The following is a 23,081-nucleotide window of genomic DNA, read 5'->3' as shown; positions in this document are numbered from 1 at the left end:
GGGAGGGCGCGCCCGGTCAATCCTCCGACAGGTGGATCGTGGCGATCTCGAAGGGCCGCAGGCGGAGCCGTACGCATCCGTCCCGCACCGGCAGCGGACGCACCGGAAAGCCGAGCGTGTCGGCCGTCCAGGCCGCGGTGAAACCGCCCCGCACGACCGCCTCGGTGGCCGTGGGGTGCTCGGCCACCAGGCGGACCTCCAGCCGTCCGTCCCGCTCGCGCAGCGCCGCCATCACCACGCCCTCTCCCGACACCGACAGCCCGCCGCCCGGTCCGGCGTCCGGCCCGCGACCGGGCTGAGCCGTCCGGCCGGCGCCGGCGCCCGGTACGGCGAGCAGATCATGGCGGAACTCCTCCGCGAGTCTCGGCAGCCCCGCCTCGTGCCACTCGCCCGCGTACGGCAGGACGGCGAGGCGCACCGACAGCGGCCCCTGGCACTGGGCGGCCGGAGCCGGGATCTCGGGGCCCGCCGGCTCGTCCCGGTAGGGGTTGCGGTTCCTGGACAGATGGCCGACGGACCGGACCAGCGTCACCGCCAGCTCCGTCCCGCCCTCGATGATCTCGTATTCGCTGACATGGTCGAGCAGCACGGCCAGGCCGCCCGCGGCGGCGAACGACTCCGCGGGGAAGGTCGGGATCGGCCGCTCGCCGCCCCCGCCCTCGGCCGTCAGGCCCCGCCGCACCACCGCGAACTGTCCCTCCGCGTGCGACTCCGCCGCCGGTCGGGGCAGCGGCGTGTGCCAGCGGACGCGGTGGTCGCAGCAGCGCACGTCCATGGTGATCTCGCACCGCGCGTACGGCTCGCCCGCCCGCAGCTCCACCCGCGTGGTCACGGCCGTCCGGACGTCCGCACCGCCGGACAGCGCTGTGTTGCCGGACCGCTCTGTGCCGCCGGACAGCGCTGTGCCGTCGCCGATCGCGGCGGGCCAGTCGTACTCCCGGACGATCTCGTACACACCGGTGAGCGGGCCCGAGCAGATCTCCTCGACGGAGACGCCCACGGGCCGGTCGAGGAGCCGGTCGATCGGCGGCGGGGCGTGGTTGTAGGTGTCGCCGACGTCCCCGCCGTGGACGACGCGCCCGACCCCGTGGACCTCGGTGCCGTCGGCGGCGAGCAGCGAGAGCGTCCCGTCCGCGGCCACGGACACCCGCAGCAGCCCGTTGTCGAGCACCGGGTCGAAGCCGTACGGATCGACCCGCAGGGGGTGCGCCACCGCGGCCGGCTCCACGGGCCCGGCGGTTCCCTCCGGGGCGGCCCCTTCCGGGACGGCGGCACCGGCAGGCTGCGAGGCTTCGGCGCGGGCGGCGTCGTCCCGGTCGCCGGCGGGTGCGGGGGACCGGGCGGTGAGGACGGCGCGGCCGAGCGGCGGCACGGTGACGAGCGCCGCGACGGTGACCACGGGCTCGGCCACCGTGCGGACGACCCAGAACCCCGGGCCCGCCTCCAGGATCGCCCGCCGCAGGTCCTCGTAGGCGTAGCGGCCGGAGGCGTGACGGCTCACGGTCACGGTGAAGACTCCGTCCGCCGCGTCCCAGGAGACGATCTCGTGGCCGTAGAGCTCACGCTCGTGGACGCGGCCGAGGAGCAACCGCAGGTCGTCCATGACGGTCTCGTCGAGCAGCGTGGGCGCGTGCCCGAGCCGCTGGAGCGGGACCGCGCGTCCCGCCGCGTCCACCAGCCGGGCGCGGCCTTCCGGCAGGTCGGCGAGCACCAGGCCGGTCCGTTCGAACGGCGAGGGGTTGACGACCACGAGGGAGCCCTTCGGCGCCGCCTCGGCGAGCGCGGCCGCGACGAGGTCCACGACCGCCTGGGCCGTCTGCCCGGCCTCCGCGATCCGCGCGGCCACCTGGAGAGCGGTCTCGTCGGAGCCGCACCCGGTGACGGAGTCGTGCCCGCCGGCGGCGATCACCGCCCGCCACGCCATGTCGAGCAGCCGCCCGGCCGGAGCCTCGCCGAAAGGTTCGCGGCCGGGACCGAGGGGATTCGCGCGGGCGGCGGACCCGGGCGGCCGTTCCTCCTGGGCATGGCCGGCGGCGTGCCGCCGGGACGGCCGGTCCGCGAGCCACAGTGCGGACAGCGGCTCGGCGTAGCGGATGAGAGTCCGTTCGGCCCGCGCCATGGCCTGTTTGAGCGGGACACGCGCCGAGACGACGCCGGGCAGGATGTTCGCCCGTGCGTGCGAGCGCAGTTCACCCCGGACTCGCGGCACCGCCGGGCCGGTTCCGCCGCCGGACCCGCCGTCCCCCGCGTCCGGGCCCCGGTTCACCCACCCCGGCCCGTGCTCGGGCTCGTCGGCGGGCTCCGGCGCGACGCCGTCGTCGGCGAGGGCCTCGGCGAGGGTGGCGACGCGCAGTCCGGAAGCGGTGATCTCCCTGACGGGGGCCGAGTGGTCGCCGCCGCACATCGCCAGCAGGGTCCCTCCCGCCGCCCAGCCCTCCATCGCGGAGGCGAAGGCGGCGACCCGGTCGGGCAGGCCCTCCGGCGGGCCGGTGAACAGGCCCGACGCGTTGCCGTACCCGCCGGGCAGGTATCTCGTCCTGATCGTCGTGCCGTCGGCCCCGGTCCAGTCGAAGACGTCGCGGTCCACGCGGGCCGGCACGCCGCGCCACACGCAGGCCCGGCGCAGCCCGGCCAGCGCGAGCATCTGCGGCATCTGCGCGCAGTGGCCGAACTGGTCGGGCAGGTAGCCGACCGGCATCGCCCCGCCGAGCGCGGCGGCGCCGCGCATGCCGTACTCCAGGTTGCGCAGCAGGGTCTCGCCCGAGCACAGGAACTCGTCGGCGAGGATCAGCCAGGGCCCGGCGGCCAGCCGCCCCTCGGCGACGAGACGCGCGACGTCGCCGCGCCGCGACGGCCGGAGCTCCAGATAGTCCTCGATCGCCGCGAGCTGGCCGTCCATGGTGAACCGGTAGGCGGGATCGGCCGTCATGGCGTCCAGGACCTCGTCGAGCACGCGCACCAGCCCGGCCCGGAACCGCTGGAAGGGGAGATACCACTCGCGGTCCCAGTGCGTGTGCGGAACCACCACGATCTCCCGGCCGGTGCCCGGCACGTCCCGCGCGGGCGCGGACTCCGCCGCGCCGGCCGTGGCGGAGCCGGCAGGGGGTCGCAGCCGGCCCGCGTTCGCGGCCCGGAGCCCGGCATCGGCGATGGCAGGCGTGGTGGCGGGGGCGGGTGCGCATTCGTCCGCGTTCGCGGGCCGGGGCTCCGCCGCATCGGCGCAAGCGGGAGCGGGGTCCGCCGGGCCGGCGGGGGGCTCACGGTCGGCTGACGCGCTCCTCGGCGTGACCGGCTCCACTCGCGCCCTCCTCGGCGTCGCTGCTGTCGGCCCCCCCGGCGGTCGCCTGCGGCGGGGCGCCGGTGGGCTCGCCCGCGCACTCCCCGGCGATCGGGATGCCCGCCCACCGGGCGTACCGGTGGACGATCCGCTGCGCCGTGACGATATCTTCCAGAGCCCCGTCCAGTCCGGTGAGTGGACGTTCGTCCTGCGTGACGAACCGGTGGAAGGCGAGAAGCTGTCGCTCGAACGACTCGGCGACGTCCTCGTGGACGATCGTCCGCTCGGTGGTCCCGACCCGGCATGCGACCGTCAGCCGGGCGGGCGCGTTCAGCAGGTAGGGCGAGGGGAAGCGCAGCTCCATCGAGCCGTGCTCGTGGTGCAACGTCACGATCTCGTGGTAGGCCGGGTAGCTCGGCAGGTGGTGCCAGCGCACGCCGTACCTGCCGGAGCCCTCGGCGGGCAGGGTCCCGCTCAGCTCGACCGACGGCGGGAAGGCGTCGGCGGGCCACACGGCGACGTGGTCCACGGTGTCGGGCGACCCGGTGAACAGCCGCATGAGCGACAGCTCGTGGCAGAGGCTGCCCAGCACGACCTCCGCGTACAACCGCCGCAGCCGCTCCGAGGACGTGCCGAGCGCGGCGGTGAGCGCCTCCTCGTCGGCCTCGGCGTAGGGGGCGACGCGCTCGGGCGCGGGACGTCCGCGGCGCACGCGGGCGAACAGCAGCTGGGAGTCCTCCGACGGGTGCAGCACGGTGGCGTCCAGGTGGCGGACGACGCCCGGCCCGCCCGCCTCGTGCAGCGCCTCCAGCAGCCGCTGGGAGGCGGGGTCGTACTGCTTCATGTAGCCGACCATCAGCCGGTCGCCGGGCAGGCCGTCCAGTTCGGCGCGGCTGTAGGCGAGCGGCTTCTCGGCCAGCACCCACAGGCCGCGTTCGAGCGCGGCCCGCACCAGCGGGCCGTGGGATCCCGGCGTCAGCACGAGGACCGCGTCGAGCCCGCTCCCGCCGGGTCCGCCCCCGTTGAGCCCACCGCCGCCGATTCCACCGGCTCCGTCGAGCATCGCCAGCGGGTCGTCGTACGCTGTTGCGCCGGCCTCCCGGCCGACCGCCTCCGCGTGGTCGCGGTCGAGGTCGCACACGGCGGCGATCCGGAACAGGTCGCGCCGCCGCGCCAGCAGGGGCAGGTAGACGGCCTGCGCGATCACGCCCAGCCCGGCGATGCCCACGTTCACCGTCTTCACGTCCTCACCCTCCCCGGCTCGGCGTCCGGTGTCCCGTGCCCCTGCACCTTCCCCACCGGCGGCGGCGCACAACCACGCCCGGCCCCGCCCTTCCCGTACGCCCTGACGTGCGGACACGCCGGCCGGGGCGGACGATCGCCGCCGCGTAAAGAGAAGGTCCGGCGAGCGAGCCGGGGTCGTGGACCGGCGCGCCGGGTGATCTCGGTTCGCGCTGAGCTGATCGGGAAGAGTGCAACCAGTGCGCCGACCTGAGTAGGGTCGGGCGTAACAACGCATGCTTGGAGGGAGTCGCGTGGCATCTCAGCCGGCCTGGATGAACAGCCTCTTCATAGATACGGGGTCGTCGTCGTTCACCGAGTTCCTCGGCGCGCACGCGCCGAACCTGCTGCCGACCCGCGCGCAGACGCTGGCGGCCCCGGTGGGCGAGCAGATCCCGCACGCGACCACCATCGTCGCGGCGACCTGCGAGGGCGGCGTGGTGATGGCGGGCGACAGGCGGGCGACCTCCGGGAACATCATCTCGCAGCGGGACATCGAGAAGGTGTTCCGCACCGACGACTACTCCTGCATCGGCATCGCGGGCACGGCGAGCCTCGGCATCGAGGTGGCCCGCCTGTACCGGGTCGAGCTTGAGCACTACGAGAAGCGGGAAGGCCGCTCGCTGTCCACGGAGGGCAAGGCGCACCGCCTCGCCACCATGATCCGCGAGAACCTGGCCATGGCGATGCAGGGCCTGGCGGTCGTGCCGCTGTTCGCGGCCTACGACCCGGCCCGCGACGGTGGCCGGATCTTCAGCTACGACGTGGGCGGCGGGCCGTACGAGCAGTTCGGCTACCACTCGATCGGCTCGGGCTCGATCTTCGCGCGGGGCTCGCTGAAGAAGCTGTACCGGGAGAACAGCAGCCCGCAGGACGCCGTCCTGGCCTGCCTGCACGCGCTGTACGACGCGGCCGACGACGACTCGGCGACCGGCGGTCCCGACGTCACGCGGCGGATCTGGCCCGTGGTGTCGGTCATCAACGCGGACGGCTTCCGCCGCCTGCCGGACGACGAGGTCGCCGAGTTCGTCGAGTCGATGCTGGAGACGCGGATGACCGCTCCAGAAGGCCCGACCGCCCCGCTGCGCTAACCCAAGAGAGGATCACCCCCGGTGTCCATCCCCTTCGGAGGATATGCCTCACCCGAGCAGATCATGCGGGACAGGGCGGAGTACGCCCGAAAGGGCATCGCCCGAGGTCGCAGCGTGGTCGTCATGCAGTACGCCGACGGCATCCTGTTCGTGGCGCCCAACCCGTCCAGGGCGCTGCACAAGATCAGCGAGATCTACGACCGCATCGGCTTCGCCGCGGTCGGGCGGTACAACGAGTTCGAGTCGCTGCGGCTCGCCGGCATCCGCTACGCCGACATCAACGGCTACACCTTCAACCGCAGCGACGTCACCGGGCGCGGCCTGGCCAACCTGTACGCCCAGCACCTCGGCATGATCTTCACCGAGTCGATCAAGTCGCTCGAGGTCGAGATCGTCGTGGCCGAGGTGGGCGACGGGCCCGAGGACGACCAGATCTACCGGCTCACCTTCGACGGATCGGTCTTCGACGAGCAGGGCATGGCCGTGATCGGCGGCCAGGCCGAAGCCGTGGCGGGCCGGCTCAAGGAGCGTTACCAGGAGGGGCTGCCGCTGCCGCGGGCGCTCGACGCCGCACTGGCCGCCCTCACCGAGCCGGGCGGCGAGCGCCCGCCCGCAACGCAGCTTGAGGTCGCCGTGCTCGACCGGGCCCGGGAGCACCGCAAGTTCCTGCGCCTGACCCCTCCGCGGCTGGAGCGGATCCTGCAGGAGGGCCGGGAGAGCGGCGGAGGCGCCACGGGCGGGGAGCCCGCGGGCGACGCCACCGCCGAGCGCGCCCCCGACACCACTCCCGCGGTGCCGCCGCCCACCGCCCCGCCGATTGCGCCCGAGGGCGACATCGACACGGGCTCCGGCGAGTAGGGCACTCCTCGCCGTACGCGCGCCACGGCGCCGCGTCCCTCTCCGGGGGCGCGGCGCCGCCGCCGTGTCCGCGGGCTCGTACGCGGGCCGCGTCAAGGATTGGGCCGCATTGGGGATTCCGGCTCAACCAAAGCCCTGTTTCGCTAGTCTCATCCGGTTGTGACGACATTTGATCTTTTCCGGCGTGCGGGCGTCCCGGCCGCCGCCGTCGCCCTCCTGTCGCTGACCGCCTGCTCCGGCTCCTCCGGCGCCACGGCCACGGCCACCGCCACGGTGACCGTGACGGCGCCGGCCTCCCCGGCGGAGCCGTCCGGCAACAGCCCGGAGGCCTCGCAGGCCCCCAGCACGTCGGACGCCCCCGTACCCGCCGCCACGACCCCCGCTCCCCGGAAGACGGAGAAGGCCGGTCCGCCGATCACCGCCGCGACGCCCGACGTCTTCGGCGAGACCTTCCAGTCGGACCCCGGGCACGACTTCACCAAGGGCCTCAGCCCGAGCAGGGACGGCGTGCTGCGTGCGCAGCTGGTCACCATGCAGGACGAGAACGTCGCGGAGTACCGGCCGATCAGGTTCGTGCCGGAGGTCGGCGGAAGCACGAACGGCCACTTCGAGGGGCCGCCCGAGGGCGACGTGATGGCCTTCGCCGCGCCCCTCGCGAAGGGCGTCGTGTTCCTCAGCGCCGTCGGATGCAAGGGCGACGACCAGACCATCAACAGCCGTTATGTGGGCACCCAGCGCTGCCCCCGCGACAAGCTGATCCTGCGGGCCGACGCCGGTGACCTGCGGGCACTCATCACGGTGCAGAGGGGGCAGATCGTCAAGGTGGTGGAGATTTACGCCCCCTGAGAGCGCCTCCGTCGCATTCCCCCGCCTGATCACTGTTCGGCCGCCGGTTCCGGGGAATAGGGTGAGGTGATGGATCGACGCATATTCGGGCTGGAGAACGAGTACGGCGTCACCTGTACGTTCCGCGGGCAGCGGAGGCTGTCGCCGGACGAGGTGGCGCGGTACCTGTTCCGGCGAGTGGTGTCCTGGGGCCGATCGAGCAACGTCTTCCTGCGCAACGGTGCGCGCCTGTACCTGGATGTGGGCAGCCATCCCGAGTACGCAACCCCTGAGTGTGACAACGTCGTGGAGCTGGTGACCCACGACAAGGCGGGGGAGCGGATCCTGGAGGGTCTCCTCGTGGACGCCGAGAAGCGGCTCCGCGAGGAGGGCATCGCGGGAGACATCTACCTGTTCAAGAACAACACCGATTCGGCCGGCAACTCCTACGGCTGCCACGAGAACTACCTCGTGGGCCGGCACGGGGAGTTCGGGCGGCTGGCCGACGTCCTGATCCCCTACCTGGTGACGCGGCAGATCATCTGCGGCGCGGGCAAGGTGCTGCAGACCCCGCGCGGAGCCGTCTACTGCGTCTCCCAGCGGGCCGAGCACATCTGGGAGGGCGTCTCCTCGGCGACCACCCGGTCCCGGCCGATCATCAACACCCGCGACGAGCCGCACGCGGACGCCGAGCGGTTCCGCCGGCTGCACGTCATCGTGGGCGACTCGAACATGAGCGAGACCACGATGCTGCTCAAGGTCGGCGCCACCGACCTGGTGCTGCGCATGATCGAGGCCGGGATCGTGATGCGGGACCTGTCCCTGGAGAACCCGATCAGGGCCATCCGGGAGGTGTCCCACGACATGACCGGGCGCCGCCGGGTGCGCCTGGCCAACGGCAGAGAGGCGTCGTCCCTGGAGATCCAGCAGGAGTACCTCACCAAGGCGCGCGACTTCGTCGACCGCCGCGGCGGGGACGAGACCGCCAAGCGGGTGCTGGAGCTGTGGGAACGCACGCTGCGCGCGGTCGAGACCGGCGACCTCGACCTCGTCTCGCGGGAGATCGACTGGGTCACCAAGTACCAGATGATTGAACGTTACAGACAGAAGTACGACCTGCCGCTGTCCTCGCCCCGGGTGGCGCAGCTCGATCTCGCCTACCACGACGTCCACCGCAAGCGCGGCCTGTTCTACCTCCTGCAGAAGAGGGGAGCGGTCGAGCGGGTGGCCGACGACGTCCGGATCTTCGAGGCGAAGTCGGTTCCGCCGCAGACCACGCGGGCCAAGCTGCGCGGAGAGTTCATCCGCAAGGCGCAGGAGAAGCGGCGTGACTTCACCGTTGACTGGGTCCACCTGAAGCTCAACGACCAGGCCCAGCGGACGGTGCTGTGCAAGGATCCGTTCCGCAGCGTGGACGAGAGGGTCGACAAGCTCATCGCGGGTATGTGATCTCTTACACCGCTCTGACGGCGGGTTCGGGTAGCCTGGCCCGGACCCGCTGTCTGTTTGAGGATTCCCATATGCGCCGTCGTACGGCACTCGTCGCCGCCCTACCTCTCCTGCTCGCCGCCGCCTGCGGAACCGCGCAGAAGAGCACGTCCACCGCGAGCCCCGGGAGCGCCGCCTCCAGCGGCCAGGCCGCCGCCTCGGCCATCAAGGTGACCGGTGCGGCCGGCCAGAAGCCGACCCTGACCTTCCCCTCGGGCAAGCCCTCCCTCACCTCCGCCTCTCTCAAGGTGCTCGACGGCCAGGGGACGCCCGCCAAGGACGGTGACGTCCTCACCGCGAAGGTCACGGTCTACAACTGGGACGGCAAGGAGAACAAGGCGGCCGGTTCCGACTACGACCAGAACAAGTCGGAGTTCGTGACGGTCAGCCCGCAGCTGCCCAAGGCGCTGCACGAGGCGCTGGTCGGCGCCAAGCCCGGCGGCCGGGTGATGGCCGTGGTCGCCAAGGACAACCTCTCCGCCGAGCAGCTCACCCAGGCCAAGCAGCAGGGCCAGGACTTCGACAGCACGTCGCAGGTGCTGGTCATCGACGTCGTCTCCGCCACGCTGAAGTCGGTCCAGGGCACCGCGGTCGACCCGGGCGTCACCGGCGTCAAGCTGGACGGCTCCGCCGGCGACAAGGCCCCCGGGCTCACCACCAAGACCAGCGAGAAGGCCCCGAAGAAACTCACGGTCAAGACCGTGATCAAGGGCGGCGGCCCGGAGGTGAAGGCCGACCAGACGGTCCTCGCCCACTACGTCGGCAAGATCTGGGGCACCGACAAGAAGTTCGACTCCAGCTGGGACCGCGGCCAGCCCGCGACGTTCGCCCTCAACCAGGTCGTCAAGGGCTGGGCGCAGGGCCTGACCGGCGTCCCGGTCGGCAGCCGCGTGCTCCTGACGATCCCGCCGGAGCTCGGCTACGGCAAGAAGGGCAACGAGCAGGGCGGCATCAAGGGCACCGACACCCTCGTCTTCGTCGTCGACGTCCTCGGCGCCGCCTGACCGCGCCGCACCACCGGCGCCCCGATCCCCGGCCCCGCCCGCTCGCCGGACGGGCGCCGGGCGGGCGCCGAGCGGATCGGGGGCGGCGAATCGGGGGCGACGGGTCAGCCGGGGATCTCGTAGGCGTCGCCGTACACCTTCCAGCGCAGCGGAGGGTCGAGGTCGAGGTTGCCGCTCCTGAGGAACACCCGCTGGGCCGTGTCGACCCGGCTGGTGTCGGCGTGCGCCTCCTCGGTCCTCATCACCGCCTTCCGGGCGTCGAGGAACGCGTTGAGATAGGCGACCTCGTCACCGCCCTGCGCCGGGGTCCTCGCCTTTTTCATGGCCGTCCTGCGGATGCCGCCGAAGCTGACCGGGTCGGCGCCGGGACCGTGCATGACGATCGCGTCGTAGTAGACGAACTGGCCGAGGGCGCGCAGACCGTCGGCCTCGGCCCGCGCGACGGCCGGATCGAAGTAGACCCGGTCGCGTTCGGCGTCCTGCGCCCGCCGGAAGACCGGGTCGGTCGCGGCGGCACGCCAGGCCTTCACGAAGCCGGGGCCGAGTCCCCGGTGCGAGGCGGTGCCGTTCACCTTCCGCAGCGCCGGGAGATATCCGGCGAGCGCGCTCCCGGGCCTGCGCCTGGCGTAGACCTCCACCAGGTCGAGCATGTCGCCGGTGCCGGAGCAGAACCCGATGACGCCCGCCGTGTAGCCGCGCCCGTCGTCGATGTCCTCGATGTACGCGTACTGGGCCTTCCAGTCGAGCGAGGAGTTCTCCGCGCTGGAGACGATCTCCATCGCGATCTCCTTCTTCCTCGCGTCCGTGAGGCCGGTCGGCGCGGGCCGTACGGTGATCGACAGGGCTGGGCCGGGGGAGACGCCGGGGGCGGGGGCCGCGTGCGCGCCCGGCGCAGTCGCCGCGGGGACGACGGCCGCGAGGGCCAGCAGCAGGGCCGCGCGCCGGGGGACATGCCTGATCAGGGGGGTCTGCACGTGCGTCGCTCCGTTCTGCGCCCGCGCCGGGCCGCCCGCCCGGAACCCGCGGAGGAGAGGCGGGGAGGCGGAGCGGGGTGCGCCTGCGGGGGACCGGCCAGGAAGGTTTCCTAACAAATCAGCGCCGCCACGGCGGTGTCAACGCCGGGCGCGCCCGCGTCCGCCACCCGGGCCCGCGGCCCGCGCGAGGCTCGCACGCGACCGGCGCGGAAAAGGCCGGAGGGAGGGGCACCTAGACTCCCGCTGTGGTGAGCGACGACCTGGAGTCGATGAGCGCGCTGGGCGATCCGGTGCGGCGGGCGCTGTACCGGTTCGTGAGCGAACGGGGGCGGGACGTGGGCCGCAACGAGGCGGCCGAGGCCGTCGGGGTCCAGCGGACGCTGGCGGCCTTCCACCTCGACAAGCTGGTGGATGCGGGCCTGCTGGAGGCGGGCTTCCGGCGGCTCACCGGCAGGACGGGTCCGGGCAGCGGGCGTCCCGCCAAGGTCTACCGACGGGCCCGCGAGGAGCGGTCCGTGAGCCTGCCGCCCCGCGACTACCGCACGCTCGCGCTCGTGCTGGCCGAGACCGTCGACCTGCTGGGCGGCGAGGAGAAGGCGGAGGAGGCCGCCCGTCGCACCGGCGAGCGCCTCGGGGCCGCCCAGGCGGGCGGCGGCCTGGTGGGCGGACTGATGGAGGCGCTGCGCGAGCGGGGCTACGAACCCTACGAGGAGGAGGGGCGGATCCGGCTGCGCAACTGCCCCTTCCACGTGCTGGCCGAGAGTCATCCCCTGCTGGTGTGCTCGATGAACGCCGCGCTGTGCGAAGGGCTGCTGGCCGGGCTGGGGGAGACGGGGATGACCGCCATGCTCGACCCGCGCCCGGAGGAGTGCTGCGTCGCCTTCGGGCCTGACGCCCCCTCCCGGAACGCCGTCGCTCCCGAAAGTACCGCCCCCTCCCGGAAAGCCGCCGCTTCCCAAGACGCCGGCTCTTCTAAAAACAACGAAGATTGACTTAGAATCGGGGCATGCATCTCGCCCAGCTCAACGTCGCCCATCTCAGGGAACCCCTCGACTCCCTCACACTGGCGGACTTCGTCGCCGCCCTGGAACCGATCAACGCGTTGTCGGACGCCGCCCCCGGATTCGTCTGGCGCATGAAGGGGGGCGAGGATCCCACCGACACGATCAGGCACGACTACGGGGACGACCTGCTCGTGAACTTCTCGATCTGGGAGTCGCGCGAGACACTGTGGAACTTCGTCTACCGCAGTGCGCACCTGCCCGTGATGCGGCGCCGCCTGGAGTGGTTCCACCGGGCGGCCGAGCCCTACACCGTGATGTGGTGGGTGCCCGAGGGCTATCGGCCGTCGCTCGCCGAGGCCATGGCGCGCCTGAGCATCCTCCGGGCCGAAGGGGCGGGCCCGGAGGCGTTCACGTTCCGTGAGTTCTACGACAGCAGCGAGGCGGCGTCCCGCCCGGCGGCGGCCGAGGTGAGGAAGTAGGCGAGATCCTCCTCCAGGCCGCGGCCCATCGTCGACAGCCGCACGGGTGACGCCTTCAGCGCCTCGTGCAGGCCGTCCACCGGCACCGTGACGATCTCGTGCCGGCCGGCGAGGGCCGCGGCCTGCTCGCTCACGGTGGCCCCGAACGGGCCGGGCAGGACGGGCACGGCGACCCGGGCCGGGGCCAGCGCCACCCGGCCGTACGCGGTGAGCGAGTGGTGCGACACCCCGACGTGCCGCTCGCGCAGGTCGCCCTCGCTCACCCTGAGCGCGGCCACGGGCCGGCCGGACAGCACGGCCGCGGCGTTCACCGCCTCGCCCGCGGCGACGCCGGAGAACCCCCAGCGGGTGCCGGTGCCGAGGTTGCCCGGGCCCTGCGCGACGACCGCGACGTCCGCGCCGAGCACGTGGCGGGCCGCGAGGAGACCGGTGTGCAGCGTGACCGCCTCGACGTCACCGCCGAACGACTGGCCGGTCGTCACGACCCCGCACAGCCATTCGACCTCCCGCAGCTTCGCGCACGACATGGAGAACCAGGCCGGCAGCGCCCCGCCGTCCTGCATCACGTACGCCACCCTGATCCCCGGGGAGTCCGCGTACAGGCCGCACAGGATCGCGGGCAGCGCGGAGTGCAGGTCGGCGACCACGACCGGCATGCCGTCGAGGGAGTCGGCCTCGCGCAGCGCCTCGTGGTGGGGGGAGCCCTGCTCGTCCGCGCCGAGCACGGTGGCCTGCAAGGGGGTGTAGCGTGCCTTCACGAGGTGGCCGGGGCCGGAAGGATCTTGCGGCAAACGGTCGGGGACGGCCACCACCATGGCGTACCCTCCCGTACCGAGGCCCATGGCGAGGGCGGTCGTGTTGAGCAGGACGGTGTCGCCCACCTCAGGGCGTCCGACGAGCGGGGGATAGGCGAGTGCCCGGCACTCGCCTTCGGCGACGGCGACGTCGAGTTCCACCGCCCCCGGCCACTCGCGCCGAACCCGCACCACCTCGCCCTTGCGCCATCTGATCACGCCGGAAAGGGTAGCGTTTCCGGCGGAAGGGAGGCCCCATGTCGCGGCGGAAGACCGAGCGGCTGCTCAACCTGGTGATATGCCTGCTCGCGACGCGGCGGCCGCTGAGCGCGGAGCAGATCCGGCAGGCCGTGCCCGGGTACGACCCGGACAACGACGAGGCCTTCCAGCGCATGTTCGAGCGCGACAAGAACGAACTGCGCGAGATCGGCATCCCGATCGAGGTCCACAAGGACCCCTGGGAGGACGATCCCGGCTACCGGATCAGCCGCGAGTCCTACGAGCTGCCCGAGATCACGCTGGAGCCGGACGAGGCCGCCGTCATCGGCCTGGCCGCCCAGGTGTGGCAGCGGGCCAGCCTGGCGGAGGCCGCCAGCGGGGCCCTGCTGAAGCTCACGGCCGGTGGCGTGCACGCCGACCTCCCGGAGAGCCCCCTGGAGCTGCGGGTGGACACCCGCGATCCGGCGTTCCCCGCCCTGTGGGAGGCCGTGCGGGACCGGCGGGCCGTGACGTTCGACTACCGCTCGGCCGGCAGCGAGTCGGTGCTGCGGCGGACGGTCGAGCCGTGGGGCGTCGTCAGCCGGCGCGGCAGGTGGTATCTCGTCGGCCACGACCGCGACCGCGGCGCGGCCCGGGTCTTCCGGCTCAGCCGGATCACCGGGGCCGTCTCCACTCTCGGGCGTCCGGGCGCCTTCACCGTCCCCGAGGGGCTCGACCTGCGGTCGATGGTGGGCTACCAGGACCTGCCCAGGGAGCGGGTCGCGCTGGTGCGCGTGCGCAAGGGGACCTGCCTCGGGCTGCGCCACGCCGCCCAGGCCGTACGCACCGGGCCGGAGGAGTGGGACGAGGCCGAGGTGACCTTCGCCGACCCCGAGCGCCTGGCGGGCTGGCTGGCCAGTCTCGGCCGCAACGCCGTGGTGGTCGAGCCGCCGGACGCCCGCGAGGCCGTGATCCGCCGTCTGAAGGGAGCCCTGCAGTGAGCTCGGACCGGCTGCCGCGGCTGCTCGCGCTCGTGCCGTACCTCATGTCGCACCCGGGCGCGCAGGTGCCCGAGGTGGCGCGGCTGTTCGGCCTGTCGGAGAAGCAGCTCGTCGACGACCTCCAGCTCGTCTGGATGTGCGGGCTGCCCGGCCACACCCCCGGCGACCTGATCGACGTCTCGTGGGACGGCGGCGAGATCCTCATCGACAACGCCGACGCGATCGCCCGCCCGCTGAAGCTCGGCGTCGACGAGGCGAGCGCCCTGCTCGTCGCGCTGCGCATGCTCGACGAGCTGCCCGAGTTCCAGGACCGCGACGTGCTCGGACGGGTCATCGCGAAGCTGGAGCAGGCGGCCGGCGACGGCGCCGCCACGGTGAGCAGTCAGGTCCAGGTGGAGATCGGCGCGGCCCCGGACGCCCACGCCGTCATCACCGACGCCGCCCGGCGGGGCCGCAGGCTCTCGCTGCGCTACTACGTGCCGGGCCGGGACGAGATCACCCCCAGGGAGGTCGACCCGCTGCGGGTGGTGCTCGTGGACGGGCAGCACTACCTGGAGGGCTGGTGCTACCGGGCGGAGGCGATGCGGATGTTCCGCGTCGACCGGATCAAGGACGTCGAGGTGCTCGACGTGGCCGCCGACCCGCCGGCCGAGGCGGAGCCGATGGACGTCACCCGCGGGGTGTTCCGGCCGTCGGACGGCGACGAGGTGGTGGAGCTGGAGCTCACCCCCGCCGGGCGCTGGGTGGCCGAGTACTACCCGTGCGAGGAGGTCGCCGAGCTGGGGGAGGGCCGGCTCCGCGTATCGTTGCGGGCTCGTGACCAGTCCTGGCTCGTACGGCTCGCGCTCCGGCTGGGCGACAGCGGCCGGGTGGTGTCCCCGGCGTCCCTGGCCGAGCGGGTGTCGGCCGCCGCCACCGAGGCGCTGGCCGCCTACGAGACCGCCGTCTGACTCCCGGCACCCCGTCTGACCTGCGAGAGGACCGGAATGACCTGGATCTTCGCCCTCACCGGGGCGGCCGTGGCCGGGCTCGCCGTCCTCGCCTGGCCGGCCGCCCGGGTGTTCGCCGCCGCGCGGGCGCTGCGGGCCGAGGTCGACCGGGCGAGGAGCCGCGTGCGGGCCCGGGAGGAGCTGTTTCGCAAGATCAGCCCAACAGCGGATTCGGACAGCAGGTGAACTTCAGGCCGTTCTGCGCGTACGATCGGTGGAGTAGGTACGGCCCTCGCGGTAAGGACACGACATGCCCAACCTCGGACCCATGGAATGGATCCTGATCCTCCTGGTTCTGATCCTTCTTTTCGGCGCCAAGAAGCTCCCCGACACCGCGAAGGCTCTGGGGCAGTCGCTGCGCCTGTTCAAGAAGGAAACCAGCAAGTTGAGCGACGAGGACGAGGCGAAGGCCACGGCGCGGGCCGAGGCCCAGACCGTCGCCCCGCCGCCGGCGCAGATCCCGCCGGCCACCCCGTCGGTCGACGAGCGGCTGCGCGCGCTGGAGGAGGAGAACCGGAGGCTGCGTGAGACGCAGCAGCCGGTGAGCTCGCAGAACGAGCCGCGCTCCAACTAGCCACCGCCGCACACCCCCATCGATCCCAGGACGAGCTAGATGGCGCTGCTGAAACGGTCGACCCCCGTCACGTCGGAGGACGGGCGGATGACGCTCATGGAGCATCTCCGCGAGCTGCGCAACCGGCTGGTCAAGGCCATCCTGGCGGTGGTCGTCGGGACCGCCGTCGGGTTCATCTACTTCGACCCGATCTGGAACTTCCTCAAGCAGCCGTACTGCCGCCTGCCGCAGGCCCACCAGTTCAACAAGGACCAGTGCATCCTGGTGGTGAACGGAGTCTTCGACTCGTTCTTCGTGAACCTCAAGGTCGCGGTCATGTTCGGCCTGGTGGTGTCGGCGGTGTTCTGGATCTACCAGCTCTGGGCCTTCGTGACCCCGGGCCTGTACCAGAACGAGCGCCGGTACACGGTGGCGTTCCTCGGCCTCTCCGTGCCGCTGTTCACGGCCGGAGCGGCCCTGGCCTACATCACCATGGACAAGGGCCTGGCGCTGCTGCTCGGCTTCGCCCCCGACGGCACGCTGACGCTGGTGAGCATCAACGAGTACCTCAGCTTCGCGCTGGCGATGCTCATCATCTTCGGCATCTCCTTCCTGATGCCGCTGCTGCTGGTGTTCCTCAACGTCATCGGCGTGGTGCGCTACCGGATGGTGTCCAAGCACACCCGCATGGTCGTGTTCCTGATGTTCGTCTTCGCCGCCGTCGCGACGCCGAGCCAGGACCCCATCACCATGCTGGCCCTGGCGCTTCCGATGGTCGCGTTGTTCTTCGTCGCGATGGCCTTCATGTACTTCCACGACAAGAAGCGCGACGCCGCCGACGCGGCCCACGCACGTGCCATCGAGGAGGAGCTCGACGGGCCGTCCGCCGCGGCGGACTCGGCCTCGGTCGACGCCCGGGACTGACCACCAGCAGGCCCGTTTCATACGTCCGGGTGGAACCTACGTCCATCGCTGCCGCCCTGCGCGGCGTGGTGGCGGCCGGCGAGTCGTCGTAGCGGGGGGCCGTTCATCGCGAGGTGTGACCCGGCCGGCGCCGGTACACGGCGGTGCTGAGGTATTTCAACCCTGAGTCCACGAGCAGCGTGACGATCCTGGCGCGTGGCCCAAGGCGTTGTCCGACCTGGATCGTGGCGAGGACGTTCGCGCCGGACGAGGTCCCGGTGAACAACCCCTCCTCCCGGGCCAGGCGCCCGGCCATCTCCTCGGCGTCGTCGGTGGAGATCGGCACGACCTCGTCGACCAGGGCGGGATCCCACATGGGTGGCGGGTAGCCGATGCCGATGCCTTCGATGCGGTGGGCACCGGGCCGGCATCCCGACAGCACGGCGGACTCGGCCGGCTCGACCGCGACGACCCGGAGCCTCGGATCGCGGCGTTTGAGCGGGGCACTCGCCCCCCGCAGCGAGGCCGTCGTACCGACGGACTGGATGAACACGTCGATGCGCCCGCCCGACTGCTCCCAGATCTCCTCACCCATCGGGTGGTAGCCGGCGATACTGTCGGTGTTGTTGAGTTGATCGGTCCAGTAGGTGCCCGGTCGGCGGCTGAACTCCCTGGCGGTCTCGATCATGCTGAGGATCAACGCCTTCGTGATCAGTCCTCCCTCACTGGGGATGAGGGTGAGCTCCGCCCCGAACGCCGCCATCTGGATGAGCTTGTCCTCGCTGAAGGCATCCGAACTGACGATCCGCAGGCGATACCCCTTCGCCGCGCAGACCAGCGCGAGGGAAGCACCCGTGCTGCCGCCTGTGTACTCGACAACGGTGTCCCCGGCTCTCAGCCGCCCATCACTCTCGGCCCTGGCGATCATCGCCTGCGCCATGCGGTCCTTCATGCTGCCTGTCGGGTTCCGGCCTTCGACCTTGACGAAGATCTCCGCGCACCCCGGCGGCACGACGCTGCACAGCCTCACAAGCGGTGTGTTTCCGATCGTTTCCAGTACGTCGCCGCTGATGCCCATGATGCCGCTGGTCCTCTCGATGCCCGCACTCACGACTTCGATCGTCGAGCCGGTCGTGCCGACGCCACCAGTTCAACTTCTGAACCCCAAGTCCCGCTCTCCGCGCCTACCATGCAGCAGTGAACGGATACGGTCAGTTCTGCGCGGTCGCGCGCGCTCTGGAGCTTCTGGGCGAGCGGTGGACACTGCTGATCGTGCGGGAGTTGCTGCTCGGCGCGTCGACCTTCACCGACATCCGCCGGGGCCTGCCTCGCATCCCCCGAGCGACCCTGTCCGCACGGCTGCGCGCACTGCGCGCCGCAGGCATCGTCGTCGACGACGATTACCGGCTCACGGAGGCGGGCTCCGCCCTGGCTCCGGTGGTGCGGGAACTGGCACGATGGGCGGTCGTCACCGGCAGTGCCGCCCTCACCGAGGACGATCTCGACACCGCCGCGCTGACCTGGGACATGCAACGCCGTGTGGACTCCACCACGTTGCCGGAGCGCACCGTCGTGCTCGCGATCGAGTTCACCGACCGTCCACCGGCCGATCGCAGATATTGGCTGCACCTTTCCCGGACGAGCGTCAACCTGTGCCGGCAGGACACCGGGGCGCCCGTCGACGTGTGGCTCGCCGCGCCGACCGCGGCGGCGACCAGGTGGTGGCTCGGTGATCTCTCCTGGGCGCGACTACTGCGGCAGCCGGGAGTGCGCGTGAACGGCGACCGAGCCCTGCAGCGCCAGATGCACCGCTGGTTCAAACGCTACGTGTTCACTCAGGAGGCACTCGGCCTGGGTCCCGGGTCACCTTCCAGTTGATCTTCGTCTGGTCCGATCTCGCGGTCATTCGCCAGAGGAACGGGCCGTCGTCGGCGAACAGCTGTCGCCGTGGCCGACGCGACCGCCCAAACGGTCACCCACCCGGATCCGGGCTCGTGGCAGGCGGTGTTCGCCGGGCACTCTCGAACATCCCTCTGGTGTCGCCGGATCGGCGGCGGTAGGTTCCGCCTGTGCGCGATGACCTCGTCGTCCTGGTGAACCCCGCCGCTCGCGGCGGCCGTACGCTGCGCCTGCTCGCCCCGGTGCTGCGCCGGCTGCGCGCGGGCGGCCGCCCGGTCTCGGTGGTCGTCGGCACCTCGGCGGCGGACGCGCTCGACCGGGCCCGTGCGGCCGTCGCCGCCGGTCCCGCCGCACTCGTCGCGTTCGGCGGCGACGGCCTGGTCCACCTCGCCGTACAGGCCGTGGCCGGCACGTCCGTGCCGCTCGGCATCCTGCCCGCGGGCACCGGCAACGACATCGCCGCCGCCCTCGGCGTTCCCCGCCGGGACCTGCTCGCCGCGGCGGACGTCGTGGCCCGCGGCGCGTCCAGGGCCGTGGACGCGGGCAGGACCGGTACGGGGGAGTGGTTCGCCGGGGTCCTCGCCTGCGGGTTCGACTCCCGCGTCAACGAACGGGCCAACGTCATGACGTGGCCGCCCGGCATGGCCAGGTATCTCGTCGCGCTCGCGCGGGAACTGCGCTCGTTCACGCCGATCCCGTTCCGCATCACCCTCGACGGCGAGGCCGTCGAGCGCGAGGCGATGCTCGTGGCGGTGGCCAACACCCGCTCGTACGGCGCCGGGATGCGGGTGTGCCCCGACGCGCGGCCCGACGACGGCCTGCTCGACGTCCTCGTGCTCGGAGCGATCCCGAAGGTGGAGTTCCTCCGCACGTTCCCCCGGGTCTACCGGGGCAGTCACGTCGGACACCCCGCGGTGACCCTGCGGCGGGCCCGGCGGGTGGAGATCGAGGCTCCGGACACCGTCGCCTACGCCGACGGCGAGCGGATCGGCACTGCCCCCCTCACCTGCGTGGTCCAGCCGGCCGCCCTCCACGTCCTGGTCCCCGAATCTACAACGTAAAGGAATATGCCGTAGGCTAAGAAGAGAGGTCCGAGCGAGCCGGAGGGGCGCGCCGCCGATCTGGACTGAGGAGCGAGGGACGAGCGACGAGGGAAGACGGCGGGTGTGAGCGCCCCGACGGTGAAGCGGGAAGGGCTGCCCGGAATCCCGTTATCGGTAGGGTTGACGTATGAGTACGCCAGCGGAACGCTACGCCGCTTTCCGTGAGGGGCAGTCCGGTGCCGGGCCGGCTCTCGCCTCGTTCCGCGAACTTTACGACTTCGAGCTCGACGAGTTCCAGATCGACGCCTGCCAGGCGCTGGAGGCGGGGGACGGCGTGCTGGTGGCCGCGCCCACCGGGTCGGGCAAGACGGTGGTGGGGGAGTTCGCCGTCCATCTGGCCCTGGAGCAGGGCCGCAAGTGCTTCTACACCACGCCCATCAAGGCGTTGTCCAACCAGAAGTACAACGACCTGGTCCGGCGGTACGGCGCGCGCAAGGTCGGTCTCCTCACCGGTGACAACAGCGTCAACGGCGAGGCCCCGATCGTCGTGATGACCACCGAGGTCCTGCGCAACATGCTGTACGCGGGGTCGAACACGCTGACCGGCCTCGCGTACGTCGTGATGGACGAGGTCCACTACCTCGCCGACCGGTTCCGCGGCGCGGTCTGGGAGGAGGTCATCATCCACCTGCCGGAGTCGGTGCGGGTGGTGGCCCTGTCGGCCACGGTCAGCAACGCCGAGGAGTTCGGCGAGTGGCTGGGCGAGGTGCGCGGCGACACCACGGTCATCGTCGACGAGCACCGGCCGGTACCGCTGTGGCAGCACATGCTGGTCGGCAACCGGATGTACGACCTGTTCGTCAACGAGGGCGACGGCGTCCTGCGGGTGAACCCGTCCCTGATGCGGATCTCCCGCGACGAGATGCGGCTGGCGCAGGCCCGGGGCAGGCGGGGCTACTCGCGGCCCGGCCGGGGCACGACCCCGAGCCGCTCCGACGTCATCGAGAAGCTCGACGCCGAGGGCCTGCTTCCGGCGATCACCTTCATCTTCTCCCGCAACGGCTGCGACGCCGCGGTCATGCAGTGTCTCTACTCCGGGCTGCGCCTCACCACCCAGACCGAGAGCCACGAGATCCGCCAGATCGTGGACGAGCGCACGGCCCACCTGCCCGACGAGGACCTCGCGGTGCTCGGCTACCTCGAATGGCGCGACTGCCTGGAGCGCGGCCTCGCGGCCCACCACGCCGGCATGCTCCCCGCGTTCAAGGAGGTCGTCGAGGAGCTGTTCACCAAGGGCCTGGTGAAGGCGGTCTTCGCGACCGAGACGCTGGCGCTCGGCATCAACATGCCGGCCAGGTCGGTGGTCATCGAGAAGCTGGACAAGTGGAATGGCGAGACCCACGCCGACCTCACCCCGGGGGAGTACACCCAGCTCACCGGACGGGCCGGGCGGCGCGGCATCGACATCGAGGGCCACGCGGTGGTGGTCTGGCAGCCGGGGATGGACCCCCTCGCGGTCGCCGGCCTCGCGGGCACCCGCACCTATCCGCTGCGCTCCAGCTTCAAGCCGTCGTACAACATGGCGGTCAACCTCGTCGGGCAGGTCGGCCGGGAGCGGGCGCGCACGCTGCTGGAGGACTCCTTCGCCCAGTTCCAGGCCGACCGGGCGGTGGTCGGGCTGGCCCGCCAGCTCCGCAAGGCGGAGCACGCCCTGGAGGGCTACTCCGAGGCGATGACCTGCCACCTCGGGGACTTCCAGGAGTACGCGGCGATGCGCAGGAAACTGTCGGACCGCGAGGCGGAGCTGTCGCGCCAGCGGGGCGCGGCCCGGCGGGCCCAGGCCGTGCAGTCGCTTGAGGAGCTCAAGCCGGGGGACGTCATCCGGGTGCCGGGCGGGCGGCGCGCGGGCATCGCGGTCGTGCTCGACCCGGGCACCAACGCCCGGGGTCACGAAGGGCCGGCGCCGCTCGTGCTGACGATCGGCAAGCAGGTGAAGCGGCTGTCGGCGGCCGACTTCCCGGTGCCGGTGGAGCCGGTCGACAAGATCAGGATTCCCAAGGGCTTCAACCCCCGCTCGCCCAAGGAACGGGCGAACCTCGTCTCGACCGTGCACGCGAAGCTGGGCGACCGCGACCTCGGCAAGCCGCCCCGGGCGCGCGACCACGCCGCGGAGGACGAGGAGATCCTCCGGCTCCGCCGCGAGCTGCGGCAGCACCCCTGTCACGGCTGTGACCAGCGCGAGGACCATGCCCGGTGGGCCGAGCGCTACTACAAGCTGCTCCGGGAGACCGAGGGCCTGCGCCGCCGGGTCGAGGGGCGCTCCCACGTCATCGCGCGGACCTTCGACCGGGTCTGCGGGGTGCTCGACCAGCTCGGCTACCTGGAGGGCGAGACCGTCACCCAGGAGGGCCGCAGGCTCGCCTCGCTCTACACCGAGCTCGACCTGCTCACCTCCGAGTGCCTGCGGGCGGGCGTGTGGGACCGGCTCGACCCCGCCGAGCTCGCCGCCTGCGTGTCGGCGCTGGTCTACGAGTCGCGGCAGTCCGACGACATGCGCAGCCCCAAGATCCCTGCAGGCGCCGCCCGGGACGCGCTCGCGGAGATGGTGCGCCTGTTCGGCGAGCTGGAGGGCATCGAACAGGACCACGGCCTGTCGTTCGTCCGCGAGCCCGACGTCGGCTTCGCCTGGGCGGCCTTCCGGTGGGCCAAGGGCCACAGCCTCGACGCCGTGCTGACCGACTGCGACCTCGCGGCGGGCGACTTCGTCCGCTGGATCAAGCAGCTGCTCGACCTGCTCGGGCAGATCAGGGAGGCCGCGCCCAGGGGCGGCAAGGTCGCGGAGAACGCCGGCAAGGCCGTCGACGCCATGCGCCGCGGAGTCGTCGCGTACTCCTCGGTGAGCTGACCCGCGTTCCGCTGAGGGAAGGGGACCCTCAGCGGCCCGCCTTCCGGTCCGCGTACCACGCGAACCCCACGTGGACGAGCCCCGCGGCGCCGGTCAGTCCGGTGCCGAGCAGCAGGCCCATGAAGAGGTAGTAGGAGGTGGAGGTCGGCCGGACCAGCACGCCGCACACCACGGTGAGCAGTGCCAGGCCGAGCAGCGTGAGGGACAGCGCGAGGTACTGCCGCAGCGGCCGGGTGGCCCGCAGGTCCTGGCACACGAACAGCAGGGCGGGCGCGGCGGTCATCCGGAGGCCCTCGGCCGCGTACCCGAGAGCCCGCAGGGGATCGGCGGCGAAGAACCGCGCGGTGGCGACGATCCCGGACGCCCACACGGTGTCCGGCGGCTCGCAGTTCTCCTTCAGCCACTGGGTGACGCCCCACAGGGCCGCGAGACCGGCGACCATGAGCGCGTATTCGCCCCAGGGGCGGGGGCCGCGGCCCGCTTCGGGCGCGGAGCCGTCCGTCGTCATGTGCCCT

21 protein-coding genes are annotated in these 23,081 nt (G+C 72.2%); 15 read left to right on the top strand and 6 right to left on the bottom strand.

Features of this window, described 5'->3' with window-relative positions:
* Nucleotides 1-16 precede the first annotated feature (16 nt).
* Both HHX40_RS12405 and HHX40_RS12400 read right to left on the bottom strand, forming a co-directional pair.
* Nucleotides 17-3,298: a glycoside hydrolase family 38 C-terminal domain-containing protein gene (locus HHX40_RS12405; RefSeq protein WP_310738064.1), complete on the bottom strand. Its 3,282-nt coding sequence runs from the start codon at nt 3,296-3,298 to the stop codon at nt 17-19.
* Nucleotides 3,258-4,520, bottom strand: coding sequence for a Gfo/Idh/MocA family oxidoreductase (locus HHX40_RS12400; RefSeq protein WP_310738063.1), 1,263 nt, complete (start codon nt 4,518-4,520; stop codon nt 3,258-3,260). Before HHX40_RS12400 ends, HHX40_RS12405 begins: the two co-directional genes overlap by 41 nt.
* A 313-nt stretch (nt 4,521-4,833) precedes the next feature.
* Between HHX40_RS12400 and prcB the strand changes: the two genes are divergently transcribed.
* From prcB to HHX40_RS12375, 5 genes are all read left to right on the top strand, one after another.
* A complete protein-coding gene (gene prcB / locus HHX40_RS12395) occupies nt 4,834-5,649 on the top strand; it encodes a proteasome subunit beta (protein ID WP_208803592.1) in 816 nt (271 codons plus the stop codon).
* A gap of 21 nt (nt 5,650-5,670) precedes the next feature.
* Nucleotides 5,671-6,507 (top strand): proteasome subunit alpha, encoded by an 837-nt coding sequence (gene prcA / locus HHX40_RS12390; protein ID WP_182880679.1) that lies wholly within the window; start codon nt 5,671-5,673, stop codon nt 6,505-6,507.
* A 159-nt stretch (nt 6,508-6,666) separates the two neighbouring features.
* Nucleotides 6,667-7,353 carry a hypothetical protein gene (locus tag HHX40_RS12385; RefSeq protein WP_182880678.1) on the top strand — a complete coding sequence of 229 codons (687 nt, stop codon included), beginning with the start codon at nt 6,667-6,669 and terminating at the stop codon, nt 7,351-7,353.
* 69 nt (nt 7,354-7,422) lie between these two features.
* Complete coding sequence (gene pafA / locus HHX40_RS12380) at nt 7,423-8,781, top strand: Pup--protein ligase (RefSeq protein WP_150934758.1); 1,359 nt, start codon at nt 7,423-7,425, stop codon at nt 8,779-8,781.
* 71 nt (nt 8,782-8,852) lie between these two features.
* A complete protein-coding gene (locus HHX40_RS12375; RefSeq protein ID WP_182880677.1) occupies nt 8,853-9,824 on the top strand; it encodes an FKBP-type peptidyl-prolyl cis-trans isomerase in 972 nt (323 codons plus the stop codon).
* Between the two features lie 104 nt (nt 9,825-9,928).
* On the opposite strand, the gene HHX40_RS12370 is transcribed toward HHX40_RS12375, so the two are convergent.
* Nucleotides 9,929-10,798 (bottom strand): chitosanase, encoded by an 870-nt coding sequence (locus HHX40_RS12370; RefSeq protein WP_310738062.1) that lies wholly within the window; start codon nt 10,796-10,798, stop codon nt 9,929-9,931.
* Between the two features lie 245 nt (nt 10,799-11,043).
* Between HHX40_RS12370 and HHX40_RS12365 the strand changes: the two genes are divergently transcribed.
* On the top strand, nt 11,044-11,790 hold the full coding sequence (locus HHX40_RS12365) for a transcriptional regulator (protein WP_310738061.1): 747 nt from the start codon (nt 11,044-11,046) through the stop codon (nt 11,788-11,790).
* 14 nt (nt 11,791-11,804) lie between these two features.
* A complete protein-coding gene (locus tag HHX40_RS12360) occupies nt 11,805-12,281 on the top strand; it encodes a DUF3291 domain-containing protein (protein WP_182880676.1) in 477 nt (158 codons plus the stop codon).
* Here HHX40_RS12360 and HHX40_RS12355 read toward each other — a convergent pair.
* Nucleotides 12,227-13,294 carry a DUF3866 family protein gene (locus HHX40_RS12355; RefSeq protein ID WP_182880675.1) on the bottom strand — a complete coding sequence of 356 codons (1,068 nt, stop codon included), beginning with the start codon at nt 13,292-13,294 and terminating at the stop codon, nt 12,227-12,229. The two genes, HHX40_RS12360 and HHX40_RS12355, sit on opposite strands and share 55 nt — an antisense overlap.
* Nucleotides 13,295-13,332: 38 nt before the next feature.
* On the opposite strand from HHX40_RS12355, the gene HHX40_RS12350 reads away from it, so the two are divergent.
* The 5 genes from HHX40_RS12350 (at nt 13,333) to tatC (ending at nt 16,740) form a co-directional block, all read left to right on the top strand.
* Entirely contained in the window at nt 13,333-14,274 is a 942-nt protein-coding gene (locus HHX40_RS12350) for a helix-turn-helix transcriptional regulator (protein WP_182880674.1), read from the top strand.
* Nucleotides 14,271-15,224: a helix-turn-helix transcriptional regulator gene (locus HHX40_RS12345; RefSeq protein WP_244301966.1), complete on the top strand. Its 954-nt coding sequence runs from the start codon at nt 14,271-14,273 to the stop codon at nt 15,222-15,224. Before HHX40_RS12350 ends, HHX40_RS12345 begins: the two co-directional genes overlap by 4 nt.
* Nucleotides 15,225-15,260: 36 nt before the next feature.
* A complete protein-coding gene (locus HHX40_RS12340; protein ID WP_117408324.1) occupies nt 15,261-15,449 on the top strand; it encodes a hypothetical protein in 189 nt (62 codons plus the stop codon).
* Nucleotides 15,450-15,513: 64 nt separating this feature from the next.
* The gene (tatA, locus tag HHX40_RS12335; protein ID WP_182880673.1) at nt 15,514-15,837 is read left to right on the top strand and encodes a Sec-independent protein translocase subunit TatA; all 324 of its coding nucleotides are present in this window, start codon (nt 15,514-15,516) and stop codon (nt 15,835-15,837) included.
* A gap of 39 nt (nt 15,838-15,876) precedes the next feature.
* Complete coding sequence (gene tatC, locus HHX40_RS12330) at nt 15,877-16,740, top strand: twin-arginine translocase subunit TatC (RefSeq protein ID WP_182874599.1); 864 nt, start codon at nt 15,877-15,879, stop codon at nt 16,738-16,740.
* 103 nt (nt 16,741-16,843) lie between these two features.
* Here tatC and HHX40_RS12325 read toward each other — a convergent pair whose 3' ends face one another.
* On the bottom strand, nt 16,844-17,830 hold the full coding sequence (locus HHX40_RS12325) for a PLP-dependent cysteine synthase family protein (RefSeq protein WP_220499021.1): 987 nt from the start codon (nt 17,828-17,830) through the stop codon (nt 16,844-16,846).
* Between the two features lie 86 nt (nt 17,831-17,916).
* Between HHX40_RS12325 and HHX40_RS12320 the strand changes: the two genes are divergently transcribed.
* The 3 genes from HHX40_RS12320 (at nt 17,917) to HHX40_RS12310 (ending at nt 22,566) form a co-directional block, all read left to right on the top strand.
* On the top strand, nt 17,917-18,597 hold the full coding sequence (locus tag HHX40_RS12320; RefSeq protein WP_182880672.1) for a winged helix-turn-helix transcriptional regulator: 681 nt from the start codon (nt 17,917-17,919) through the stop codon (nt 18,595-18,597).
* A 191-nt stretch (nt 18,598-18,788) separates the two neighbouring features.
* Nucleotides 18,789-19,679, top strand: a complete 891-nt coding sequence (locus HHX40_RS12315) for a diacylglycerol/lipid kinase family protein (RefSeq protein WP_182880671.1) — start codon at nt 18,789-18,791, stop codon at nt 19,677-19,679.
* Nucleotides 19,680-19,848: 169 nt separating this feature from the next.
* Nucleotides 19,849-22,566 (top strand): DEAD/DEAH box helicase, encoded by a 2,718-nt coding sequence (locus HHX40_RS12310; RefSeq protein WP_117408320.1) that lies wholly within the window; start codon nt 19,849-19,851, stop codon nt 22,564-22,566.
* 28 nt (nt 22,567-22,594) lie between these two features.
* Here HHX40_RS12310 and HHX40_RS12305 read toward each other — a convergent pair whose 3' ends face one another.
* Nucleotides 22,595-23,074, bottom strand: coding sequence for a hypothetical protein (locus tag HHX40_RS12305; protein WP_182880670.1), 480 nt, complete (start codon nt 23,072-23,074; stop codon nt 22,595-22,597).
* Nucleotides 23,075-23,081 lie beyond the last annotated feature (7 nt).

Origin of the sequence: Microbispora sp. H10949, from assembly GCF_014161435.1 — a bacterium.
Taxonomy (GTDB): Bacteria; Actinomycetota; Actinomycetes; order Streptosporangiales; family Streptosporangiaceae; genus Microbispora; species Microbispora triticiradicis.
This window is presented reverse-complemented; position numbering and strand designations above follow the sequence as displayed.